11 protein-coding genes are annotated in these 11510 nt (G+C 69.9%); 9 read left to right on the forward strand and 2 right to left on the reverse strand.

Annotated elements, in window-relative coordinates:
• Positions 1 to 383: 383 nt before the first annotated feature.
• Both AC1DSZ_RS03720 and AC1DSZ_RS03725 read right to left on the reverse strand, forming a co-directional pair.
• Entirely contained in the window at positions 384 to 782 is a 399-nt protein-coding gene (locus AC1DSZ_RS03720; protein WP_476837044.1) for a methylglyoxal synthase, read from the reverse strand.
• Between the two features lie 50 nt (positions 783 to 832).
• Complete coding sequence (locus AC1DSZ_RS03725) at positions 833 to 1732, reverse strand: DUF1194 domain-containing protein (protein ID WP_476837045.1); 900 nt, start codon at positions 1730 to 1732, stop codon at positions 833 to 835.
• Positions 1733 to 1904: 172 nt separating this feature from the next.
• Between AC1DSZ_RS03725 and AC1DSZ_RS03730 the strand changes: the two genes are divergently transcribed.
• The 9 genes from AC1DSZ_RS03730 to AC1DSZ_RS03770 all read left to right on the forward strand — a co-directional run bounded on the left by AC1DSZ_RS03730 (position 1905) and on the right by AC1DSZ_RS03770 (position 11255).
• Complete coding sequence (locus AC1DSZ_RS03730; RefSeq protein WP_188516084.1) at positions 1905 to 2900, forward strand: BMP family lipoprotein; 996 nt, start codon at positions 1905 to 1907, stop codon at positions 2898 to 2900.
• A 359-nt stretch (positions 2901 to 3259) separates the two neighbouring features.
• On the forward strand, positions 3260 to 4801 hold the full coding sequence (locus tag AC1DSZ_RS03735) for an ABC transporter ATP-binding protein (RefSeq protein WP_476837046.1): 1542 nt from the start codon (positions 3260 to 3262) through the stop codon (positions 4799 to 4801).
• The gene (locus AC1DSZ_RS03740) at positions 4798 to 5904 is read left to right on the forward strand and encodes an ABC transporter permease (protein ID WP_476837047.1); all 1107 of its coding nucleotides are present in this window, start codon (positions 4798 to 4800) and stop codon (positions 5902 to 5904) included. Before AC1DSZ_RS03735 ends, AC1DSZ_RS03740 begins: the two co-directional genes overlap by 4 nt.
• Positions 5905 to 5906: 2 nt before the next feature.
• A complete protein-coding gene (locus tag AC1DSZ_RS03745; protein ID WP_476837048.1) occupies positions 5907 to 6878 on the forward strand; it encodes an ABC transporter permease in 972 nt (323 codons plus the stop codon).
• Complete coding sequence (locus AC1DSZ_RS03750; RefSeq protein WP_476837049.1) at positions 6878 to 7312, forward strand: cytidine deaminase; 435 nt, start codon at positions 6878 to 6880, stop codon at positions 7310 to 7312. Before AC1DSZ_RS03745 ends, AC1DSZ_RS03750 begins: the two co-directional genes overlap by 1 nt.
• Positions 7313 to 7328: 16 nt before the next feature.
• Positions 7329 to 8135: a purine-nucleoside phosphorylase gene (locus AC1DSZ_RS03755; protein WP_476837050.1), complete on the forward strand. Its 807-nt coding sequence runs from the start codon at positions 7329 to 7331 to the stop codon at positions 8133 to 8135.
• Positions 8128 to 8895 carry a deoxyribose-phosphate aldolase gene (deoC, locus tag AC1DSZ_RS03760; protein ID WP_476837051.1) on the forward strand — a complete coding sequence of 256 codons (768 nt, stop codon included), beginning with the start codon at positions 8128 to 8130 and terminating at the stop codon, positions 8893 to 8895. The genes AC1DSZ_RS03755 and deoC overlap by 8 nt, the downstream gene beginning before the upstream one ends.
• A gap of 10 nt (positions 8896 to 8905) precedes the next feature.
• Complete coding sequence (gene deoA, locus AC1DSZ_RS03765) at positions 8906 to 10234, forward strand: thymidine phosphorylase (protein WP_476837052.1); 1329 nt, start codon at positions 8906 to 8908, stop codon at positions 10232 to 10234.
• 76 nt (positions 10235 to 10310) lie between these two features.
• Positions 10311 to 11255, forward strand: a complete 945-nt coding sequence (locus AC1DSZ_RS03770; protein WP_476837053.1) for a 2-hydroxyacid dehydrogenase — start codon at positions 10311 to 10313, stop codon at positions 11253 to 11255.
• Positions 11256 to 11510 lie beyond the last annotated feature (255 nt).

Below are 11510 nucleotides of genomic sequence, written 5' to 3' on the forward strand. Positions count from 1 at the left end.
CGGCCTGCTCCTCAGGATGAAGGGCGTGTTGGATTGGCCTCTCCCCACAATCTTAAGGCCCCGCTCCCGTCATTGCGAGCCGGAGGCGAAGCAATCCAATTTAAGGCCAGACTTTTAGGCTGGATCGCTTCGCTGCGCTCGCAATGACGGCAGGGTGGCGTGGGCTGTTGCAAAGCAATGTCCGGCTCTATCGGCCGTCATCCCCGGCGACCTGCGGAGCAGGTCGGGAAGGGGATCCAGAGCAAAGGCGCGCACCCCTGGATCCCCTTCCCGGCGCTGCGCGCCGCCGGGGATGACGGAGAGGGTTGCGCCCCAATAAGTGACGACGGGAGCATGGTCCCCGCTCGGGCGCGCACTGCCCAGTCAACAACGCAGCTTCAGCCTCACGAAGACGGCCTTCGACGCATCGCCTCGAAACCCGCCACCACGAGGTCGGCGGTGGAGAGATTGCACGCCATCGGGATGTCGTAGACCAGCGCCAGCCGGGTCAGCGCCTTCACGTCCACGTCGTGCGGGTGGGGCGAGAGCGGGTCGACGAAGAAGACCAGCCCGTCCAGCCGCTCCTCGGCGATCAGGGCGCCGATCTGCTGGTCGCCGCCGAGCGGGCCGCTTTTCATGAGCGTGATGTCGAGGTCCGGGCAGCGCTCCTTGATGCGCGAGCCGGTTGTGCCGGTGGCGTAGAGCTGGCAGCGCGCGAGCGCGGCGCGGTGGCGCTCGGCCCAGGCCACCATGGCGGCTTTCTTCTGGTCGTGCGCTATCAGGGCGAGGCGGAAGCGGGCCATGGCTGGACTCGGGGCGACGGTCCCGGATCATAGCGGGAGCGTGGCGCGCCTCAATTGCCCCAGCGCTGCTGCCACTGCCTTTCGCCGAACATGCAGGTCGTCTTCTGCTCCGCGCCCTGCGCGCGCAGCACCTCCCCGCCGAGTGCGCTGGCCGGGATCACGCGCACAGGCCATGCCGGCGGCGGCGCGAGCGCGACTTCGAGCAGGATCTTGGTGCGGATGGCCTCGATGAAATGCGCCCGCTCGCGGATCGGGATCATGAACGAGCCCGGGCCGCCGATCACGCAATCGCGGTAGTATTCGTCGAGGTTCTCGACCTCCGGAAACCCGCCATTCGGCCTGTTGAGCAGGATCGGCAGGCCGTTGATCGTGATGCCCCGGGCGAGCGCGTCGTCGCGCGCCGCCGTCACGGGCCGGCCCTGGTTGTTGGAGCCATCCCCCGACACGTCGATGACCTGCTTCAGGCCGTGATAGTCGTTCTTGTCGAAGAGCGGCACCGCGAAGTCGAGCGCGCCCGAGATCGAGGTGCGGTACAGCCGCCGGATCGGCTTGGCGGCGAGCTGCGCGGTGAACTCGGCGGCGCTCTCCTTGCCGTCGATCACCATCCAGTCGGCCACGACCTCCTGGGTGTTGATGCCGGCCCATTCCACATAGGTGACCGCGATCTTGCCGTTCACGCCCTTGCGGATGGCGTCGATGACCTCGGGCGAGCGCAGCGCCTCGATGTAGCCCTGGCGCTGCAGCGCCTGCTCCTCGGGATCCATTGAGTAGGAGATGTCCACCGCCAGCACGAGCTCGACGTCGACCTCATTGGCGCCGTCGCGGGCCGCAGCGGGAGCGGGCCCCCCAAGCGCGAGCGCGGTCGCGAGGAGAACGCCCGCGGGCGCGGTCCAGGCTGCGGCGAGGCGGGCGCGAAGCCCACGGCGGGTGGGCGGGCGGCGACACGGCATAGAGCGCTCCCTTGAAGGAGGTCCCCCTAAAGTTGAAGCATGCCACCGGCGCACGGGGTCGCCAAGCTCTTCCGCCTGCGGTGTTTGCGCGCTTCACCTCGGGTGAAGGCCATGCCATCCTGCGAGCGCAACGGCTTGCTCAAAGGCCGGATTTGAACAGAGGGGTTTTTCCATGCGGACCATGATCATGGGGCTCGCCGCCGCGATTGCGTTGGGCGGCACGGCGCTCGCGCAGGGGCAGGCGATCAAGCCCGCCATCGTGTATGATCTGGGCGGCAAGTTCGACAAATCCTTCAATGAGGGCGTCTACACGGGCGCCGAGCAGTTCAAGAAGGACACCGGCGTCGAATACCGCGACTTCGAGCTGCAGAACGACGCGCAGCGCGAGCAGACGCTGCGCCGCTTCGCGCGCGACGGCTTCTCGCCCATCGTGGCGGTGGGCTTCAGCCAGGCGAGCGCGCTCGAGAAGGTTGCGAAGGAATTCCCGAACAGCAAATTCACGCTGATCGACATGGTGGTGGACGCCCCCAACGTGCAGTCCATCGTGTTCAAGGAGCATGAGGGCTCGTTCCTGGTCGGCCTCCTGGCCGCCAAGGCGTCCAAGACCGGCAAGGTCGGCTTCGTGGGCGGCATGGACATCCCGCTGATCCGCAAGTTCGCGTGTGGCTACGTGCAGGGCGTGAAATACGCCAACGCGTCGGCCGAAGTGCTGCAGAACATGACCGGCACCACGGGCGCGGCCTGGAACGACCCCGTGAAGGGCGCGGAACTCGCCAAGGCGCAGATCGACCGCGGCGCGGACGTGATCTACCACGCGGCCGGCGGCACCGGCATCGGCGTGCTGCGCGCCACCGCGGACGCCGGCAAGCTCGGCATCGGCGTCGACTCCAACCAGAACATGCTGCATCCCGGCAAGGTGCTGACCTCCATGCTGAAGCGCGTGGACGTGGCCACGATCGACAGCTTCAAGGCCGCCAAGGACGGGACCTGGAAACCCGGTGTCACCGTGCTGGGGCTGAAGGAGAACGGCGTCGCCTGGGCGCTGGACGACAATAACAAGAGCCTGATCACGCCCGACATGAAGGCCGCCGCAGACAAGGCCGCAGCCGACATCGTCAGCGGCGCCGTAAAGGTGCACGACTACATGTCGGACCAGAAGTGCCCGTGAGGGCGCTTCGTCGTTCCGCTTCGCGCCTGCGCGTTTGACGGGCAAGCCGGGCCCTTCCTTCCTGAAGGAGCTTGGCCGATCATCTGCTCAACGCCCCTCATCCTGAGGAGCCATGCGACCTTCGCATGGCGTCTCGAAGGACAAGGGACTCCAGAGGGCTGAAAGCGTCGTGCAAGCTGGTGTCCCTCGTCCTTCGAGACGCAGGCCGAAAAACGGCCTGCTCCTCAGGATGAGGGTATCGAGGGTTTGCGAATGATTTCTCGGCCAGGCTCTCGGGCTGAGGGTGTTCAGGGTGGCGTTCGCTCGCTTGTTCGGCACCAGGTCGGTTGCAAGTCGGCTTCTGAGATGACGATCCGCGCATGAACGCCTTACCGACCTCTCCCCTCGCCATTCAGCTCGTCGGCATCCACAAGCGGTTCGGCGAGGTGCACGCCAACAAGGGCGTGGATCTTGCGGTGCGCAAGGGCAGCATCCACGGCGTCGTGGGCGAGAACGGGGCCGGGAAGTCGACCCTGATGTCGATCCTGTACGGCTTCTACGAGGCCGATTCCGGCGAGATCCGGGTCGACGGCGCGCCCCGCCGAATCCGCTCGCCCGGCGAGGCGATCGCGGCCGGGATCGGGATGGTCCACCAGCACTTCATGCTGGTGGAGCCTCTGTCGGTGACCGACAACGTGATGCTGGGGGCCGAGGGCGGGCCGCGGCTGGCCGCCGGCGCGCGGGAGGTGCGGGCCAAGCTCGCCGCGCTGGCGCGCGACTATGGGCTGACGCTGGACCCCGACGCCGTGGTGGGCGACTTGCCGGTGGGGCTGCGGCAGCGCGTCGAGATCGTGAAGGCGCTGGTGCGCGGCGCCGACGTGCTGGTGCTCGACGAGCCCACCGCGGTGCTCACCCCCGAAGAGGCGGACGGCTTGTTCCGGCTGCTGCGCATCCTGGCCGACGAGGGCAAGACCGTCATCCTGATCACCCACAAGCTGCGTGAGATCATGGCGATCACCGACCGCGTCTCGGTGATGCGGCGCGGCGAGATGGTCGATACGCTCGACACTGCCGCGACGTCCCCCGCGCAATTGGCCGAGCTGATGGTGGGCCGCCGCGTGCTGCTGCGCGTCGAAAAGAACGAGGCCCGGCCGGGCGCGCCTGCGCTCATGGTCGAGAACCTCGTGGTGCGCGACGCCCAGGGCACCGCGCGGGTGGACGGCGTGTCGCTCCAGGTGCGGGCCGGCGAGATCGTGGGCGTCGCCGGCATCGCGGGGAATGGCCAGAGCGAGCTGCTGGAGGCCATTGCGGGCATGCGGCCGATCGCGGCGGGCTCCATCGCGCTCGACGGCGCGCCGCTGGCGGCGGCGGAACGCGACCCCGCGCAGCTGCGGCGGCTGGGGCTGCTGCACGTGCCGGAGGACCGGCTGCGCACCGGGCTGGTGCCCTCCTTCGAGGCTTGCGAAAGCGCCATGCTGGGCTTCCAGGACGAACAGCGCTACGGCGTCGGAGCGCTGCTCGATCGGGGCGCCATCGTGGCGCACACGCTGGCCGAGATGGAGGCCTATGACGTGCGCCCGCGCGCGCCGCTGCTGAAGACCGCCAAGTTCTCGGGCGGCAACCAGCAAAAGATCGTGCTGGCGCGCGAGATCGAGCGCGGCCCCAAGGTGCTGCTGGTCGGCCAGCCGACGCGCGGCGTCGACATCGGGGCCATCGAATTCATTCACCGCCGGCTGATCGCGCTGCGCGACGCCGGCGTGGCGATCCTGCTGGTGTCCGTGGAGCTGGAGGAGATCACGGCCCTGTCGGACCGCATCGTGGTGATGTGCGGCGGGCTGATCACCGGCGAGCGGCTGCCCGACCGCACCGACGAGCGCGACCTTGGGCTGCTGATGGCCGGCGTCTCGGACCGCGCCGCATGAGCGCGGCCCCGATCGAACTGCCGCGCTGGGCCGACTACCTGCTCGTGCCGGCGCTCGCGGTGGTGGCCGCCTTTGTGATTGCCGGGCTGGTGGTGCTGGCGATCGGCGAGAACCCGCTTGAATCCACCGCCATCCTGCTGCGCGGCGCCCTGGCGACCGGCGAGGGCGTCGGCTTCACGCTCTACTACGCGACGAATTTCATCTTCACCGGGCTTGCGGTCGCGGTGGCGTTCCACGCCGGGCTGTTCAACATCGGCGGCGAGGGCCAGGCGACGCTGGGCGGGCTCGGGGCGGCGCTGGTCTGCCTGCAGTTCGAGAGCCTGCCCGGCTGGCTGCTCGTGCCGCTGGGCGCGCTGTCGGCGGCCGCGTTCGGAGCGCTGTGGGCTCTGATTCCGGGCTACCTGCAGGCCAAGCGCGGCAGCCACATCGTCATCACCACGATCATGTTCAACATGCTGGCCTCGGCGCTGCTGGTGTACCTGCTCGTGAACGTGATGGGCCGACCGGGCTCGATGTCGCCCGAAACCCGCACCTTCGTTCCGGCCGCGCACGTGCCGTTCCTGCACGAGATCCTGGCCCGGTTCGGGGTCGCGATCCCGACCACGCCGCTCAACGGCTCCTTCCTGCTCGCGCTCGCCGCAGCCTTCGGCGTGTGGCTGCTGATCTGGCGCACGCGGCTCGGCTACGCCATCCGCACCGTTGGGGCGAACCCGTCGGCGGCCGTGTATGCGGGCATCTCGATCAGCCGCATCACGATGATCGCCATGATGATCTCGGGCGGGCTCGCGGGCCTGCTGGCCGTGAACGAGATCATGGGCGTGCAGGACCGGCTGCTGCTGGAGTTCACGGGCGGCTACGGCTTCATCGGCATCGCGGTGGCGCTGATGGGCCGGTCGCACCCGGTCGGCATCGTGCTGGCGTCGCTGCTGTTCGGCGTCCTCTACCAGGGCGGCACGGAGCTCGCCTTCGACAAGCCCGCCATCACGCGCGACATGATCGTCACCATCTCGGGGCTGGTGGTCCTGTTCGCGGGCGCGCTGGACGGCGTGTTCCGGGCGCCGCTCGGGCGTTTCTTCGCGGCGCGCCGGCGCGGGGACGCGTGAGCATGGACGCGCTCTCGATCGCGATCGCGGTGTTCGACTCGGGCGTGCGGCTCTCCGTGCCGCTGCTGTTCGCCTGCCTGGCGGGGCTGTGGTCGGAACGCTCCGGCGTGGTCGACATCGGGCTCGAGGGCAAGATGCTGGTCGCCGCCTTCGCGGCCGCGGCCGCCGCCCATGCGACCCACAGCGCCTGGATCGGCGTCCTGGCAGGCGTCGGCGCGTCGGTGGCGTTCGCGCTCGTGCACGGGTTCGCGGCGATCTCGCAGCGGGGCAACCAGATCGTCTCGGGCGTCGCCATCAATATGCTGGCGGCCGGGCTCACCGCCCTGGTGGGCAACGCCTGGTACTCGCAGGGCGGCCGGACGCCGCCGCTGGACGGCGCGGCGCGGTTCCAGCCCATCACGCTGCCGGGCGCGGAGGCGGCGCGCGCCGTGCCGGTGCTGGGCCCGCTCTACGCGGACGTGCTGTCGAGCCACACCGTGCTGGTCTATGGCGCGCTGCTGGCGACGCTGCTCACCGCCGTGGCGCTGAAGCGCACGCGCTTCGGGCTGCGCATCCGCGCGGTGGGCGAGAACCCGGCCGCCGTGGATACCGCCGGCATCTCGGTGGCGGCCCTGCGCTATGCGGCCGTGATCATCGCGGGCGTGTTGTGCGGCTTCGGCGGAGCCTACCTGTCGCTCGCGCAGGCGGCCGGCTTCCTGCCCGGCATGACGGCCGGCAAGGGCTTCATCGCGCTGGCGGCGCTGATCTTCGCCAAGTGGCGGGCCTGGCCGGCGCTGGGCGCGTGTTTCCTGTTTGGCCTGCTGGACGCCATCTCGATCCGCCTGCAGGGCGTCAGCCTGCCGGGGATCGGCCTCGTGCCCGTGCAGGCCATCCAGGCCCTGCCCTATGCGTTGACGGTGGTGCTGCTGGCGGGCTTCATCGGCCGGGCGATTCCCCCGCGGGCCTCCGGCCTGCCCTACGTCAAGGAGCGGTGATGGCCGCCAACCCCAACCCGATCATAGGCCCGGACGACCTCCTGGCGGCCGCACTCGCGGCGCGCGAAGCCGCGTATGCGCCCTACTCGAAATACAAGGTCGGAGCCGCGGCGCGCGGCGCGTCCGGCCGGGTCTATGCGGGCGCGAACGTCGAGAACGCCGCCTATCCGGTCGGGACCTGCGCGGAGGCCGGCGCCATCTCGGCCATGGTGCTGGGCGGCGACACGTCGCTGGTCGAGATCGCCGTCGTGGCGGAAGGCGGCGCGCTGGTGACGCCGTGCGGCGCCTGCCGGCAGCGCATCTTCGAGTTCGGCGGCCCCGGGGCGGCGATCTGGGCTGCGGACTTGCATGGATTCAGGCGGCGCTTTACCGCTGATGAAATCCTGCCCCATGCCTTCGGTCCCCTCGCGATGGCCCCGGAGCCGGAACGCTGAACCGAGGGGTCCCGCCATGTCAGTCGAAGCCGCCGTCGCCTATCTCGAGCCGCTGATCGGCGGCCCCGTGGACCTGGCCGTGGTGCTCGGCACCGGGCTCGGCGCATTCGCGGACCTCGCGGCGGATCCGGTCGAGATCCCCTACGCGGACATCCCGGGCTTTCCCGACAGCAACGTGTCGGGCCACAAGGGCCGGCTCGTGGTGGGCAAGATCGAGGGCCGCCGCGTGGCCGTGATGCAGGGCCGCGCGCATTACTACGAGCATGGCGACCCGGCGATCATGCGCACGCCGATCGAGACGTTGCGACGGCTCGGCGTCAGCACCATCGTGCTCACCAATGCGGCCGGCGCGCTGGACAAGAACATGAGCCCGGGCCAGCTCGCGCTCATCTGCGACCATATCAACCTCTCGGGCGTGAACCCGCTGGTGGGCGACCACGAGGATGGGCGCTTCGTGTCGCTGACCGACGCCTATTCGCCGCGGCTGCGGGCCCGCCTCAAGCGCGCCGCCACCCAGGCGGGCGTGCGCATCCACGAGGGCGTGTATTGCTGGGTGTCGGGCCCGAGCTTCGAGACGCCCGCCGAGATCAAGATGATGAAGCTCATCGGGGTGGACCTCGTCGGCATGTCCACCGTGCCTGAGGTGATCATGGCGCGCCGCTTCGGCATCGACGTCGCGGCCATCTCGGTGGTGACGAACTATGCGGCCGGCATCGACGGGTCCTCGCCCTCACACGCCGAAACCAAGAAGGTGGCCGGCACGGGCGGCATCGCCCTGAAGCGCCTCCTGCTCTCGTTCCTGAAAGGCCTCGAAGATGTCTGACGCGCATGCGGCGCTCGCCCGCCGACTGCTGGGGTTGCTCGACCTGACGAACCTGGAACCCAATTGCGGCCCGGCGGACATCCGGACGCTGTGCCAGAAGGCGGTGTCGCCGCAGGGGTCGGTGGCGGCCGTGTGCCTCTGGCCGCAATTTGTCGGCGAGGCCGCGCGCGCGCTGAAGGACACGGGCGTGCGCATCGCCACCGTGGTGAACTTCCCGGCCGGCGGCGAGGACCTGGAACGCGTGCTCGACGACATGGGCGAGGCGCTGGGCGACGGCGCCGACGAGATCGACCTCGTATTGCCCTACCGCGCCTTTCTGCGCGGCGAGGCAGACATCGCGGCCGGCATGGTGCGCGAGGCCAAGGCGGTGCTGCAGGGGGACCAGCAGCTCAAGGTGATCCTGGAAACCGGCGCTTATCCGGACCAGCCCAGCGTCGCGGAGGCAAGCCGCCTCGCCATCGATTCCGGCGCGGACTTCATCAAGACCAGCACGGGCAAGATCGACGTCTCGGCGACGCCGCCGGCCTCCGAGACGATGCTGCAGGCCATCAAGGCGTCTGGCAGGCCGGTGGGCTTCAAGGCGGCCGGCGGCATCCGCACCGTCAAGGACGCGGGCGCGTATCTGGCGCTCGCCGAGCGGATCATGGGCGCCGGCTGGGCCGCGCCGACGACCTTCCGCATCGGCGCCAGCAGCCTCCATGCGGCGCTGCTCGCCGCCATCGACGGCGCCGCCGCCCCGTCCGCGTCCAACGCCTACTGAGGACAGCACCGTGATCCCGCAGGAAATCATCCGTCGCAAGCGCGACGGCGAGGCGCTCGGCGCCGACGAGATCGCGTTTCTGATCCGCGGGCTCGTGAGCGGCGCGGTCACGGAAGGGCAGGCCGCCGCCTTCGCGATGGCGGTGTTCTTCCAGGGCATGAGCATGGACGAGCGCGTCGCGCTCACCCGCGCGATGGTGGATTCCGGCGTCACCATGGTGTGGCCGGATCTTGACGGCCCGGTGCTCGACAAGCATTCCACGGGCGGCATCGGCGACAATGTCAGCCTCATGCTGGCGCCCGCCGTGGCGGCCTGCGGCGGGTTCGTGCCGATGATTTCCGGGCGCGGCCTCGGCCACACGGGCGGCACGCTCGACAAGCTCGACTCCATCCCGGGCTACGCGTCCCAGCCAGACAGCGAGCTCTTTCGCAAGGTCGTGGCCGAGATCGGCTGCGCGATCATCGGCCAAACGGCCGACCTCGCGCCCGCGGACAAGCGCCTCTACGGCATCCGGGACGTCACCGCGACGGTGGAGTCGATCCCGCTGATCACGGCCTCGATCCTGTCCAAGAAGCTGGCGGCCGGCCTGGAAGGCCTCGTGATGGACGTGAAGACCGGCAACGGCGCCTTCATGGACAGCTTCGAGGGCTCGGCCGAGCTGGCCGAAAGCCTCGCCGAGGTCGCGACCGGCGCGGGCCTGCCCACCACGGCCTTGATCACCGCCATGGACCAGCCGCTGGCGAGCGCCGCGGGCAACGCCGTGGAGGTGCGCAACGCGGTGCGCTACCTCACGGGCGAGCACCGCGACGAGCGGCTGCACGAAGTCGTGGTGGCTCTGGGCGGCGAGATGCTGCTGCTCGGCGACCTCGCCGAGTCGGTCGAGGACGGCTGGGCGCGCATCGACGCCGCCATCCAGTCGGGCCAGGCCGCCGAATTCTTCGGCCGCATGGTGGCGGCGTTGGGCGGGCCTACGGACTTCCTATCGCGCGTCGACGATCACCTGCCGGCCGCACCGGTGCGCCGCGAGATCAGGGCCGGCCGCGCCGGCTTCGTGTCGGGCATCGACACGCGCGGCATCGGCGTCGCCGTGGTGGGCCTCGGCGGGGGGCGCACCCGCCCGCAGGACGCCGTGGACCATGCGGTCGGGTTCACCGACCTGGCCTCGCTCGGCCAGCGCCTTGAGCCGGACGCCGTCATAGGCGTCGTGCACGCCCGGACGGAGGACGCCGCGGATGCGGCCGCGGCGGCGCTGACGCGCGCTTATGCGCTCGGCGACGAGGCTCCCGAGGCCTCGCCGTCGGTTTTGGCGCGTTTTGCTGCGGAAAGCGCTGGACCCTGAGCTGAGCCAACGCAATCATGCGCCCAGAAAAAGTGACGACGGCGGCAAGACGACCGTCCGCGCAGGGGCGACGAGCATGACCATACTGGCGGCCATCAAGGGCTGGAACGTGGAGCAATGGACGGCCCGGCTGGCCGCCAAGCTGCCGGGGCGGCCCATCGTGATCCCGGGCGACCCGTTCGACCGGCGCGCCGTGCACTACGCGGTGGCCTGGAAGGCGCCGCCGGGCTCGTTCTCGGGACTGCCCAACCTCGAGGCGATCTTTTCGCTCGGCGCCGGCGTCGACCATCTGCTCGGCGACCCGAAGCTCCCCGACGTGCCGATCCTGCGCGTGGTCGACCCGGACCTCACCAACCGGATGAGCGAATATGTGGTGCTGCACTGCCTGAAGATCCTCAGGCAGCAGATGCGCTATGTGCGCCAGCAGAACGAGCGCGTGTGGGACGACGACGACAACCAGCCCGCCGCCCGCTCGGTGCGGGTCGGCATGCTGGGGCTCGGCGTGCTCGGCCAGGACGCCGCCCGCAAGCTGCAGGTCATGGGCTTCGACGTGGCTGGCTGGAGCCGCAGCCCGAAGTCGGTGGACGGGTTGCAGAGCTTCGCGGGCGAGGACGGGCTAAAGGCGTTTCTGGCCCGGACCGACATCCTCGTCAGCCTTTTGCCGCTCACGGACGACACCCGCGGGGTGATCAACCGCACGATGCTGGACGGCCTGGCGCGCGACGGCCGGGTCGGGGGCCCGCACCTCATCAACGCCGGCCGCGGCGGGCTGCAGGTGGAAGCCGACATCCTGGCCTGCCTCGACGCCGGAACGCTCGCGAGCGCGACGCTGGACGTGTTCGAAACCGAGCCTCTGCCGCAGGATTCGCCCTTGTGGACCCACCCGCGCGTCACGGTGACGCCGCATAACGCCGCCATGTCGGAACCCGAAGCCGTGATCGGCCTGATCGCCCAGCAGATCCTGCGCTACGAAGCCGGCCACCCGCTGGAGCACGTCGTCGACCGGAAAACGGGGTACTGAGGGCTAAGTTCGAGTTCGTAAGCCCGATAACCCGCGCGCAACTCTCTCCCGCGCCAGCGGGGGAGATGTCGGCGAAGCCGACAGAGGGGGCGGTGCAGCGCGTGCGCCTTTCAGTCATCCCCGGCGGCGCGCAGCGCCGGGAAGGGGATCCAGGGGTGAGAGCCTTTGCTCTGGATCCCCTTCCCGACCTGCTGCGCAGGTCGCCGGGGATGACGGCGGAAGATAGCGGAAGAACGCCGTTCAGTTGTGCGGCAC

This window comes from Alsobacter sp. P4_H11 (assembly GCF_056400925.1).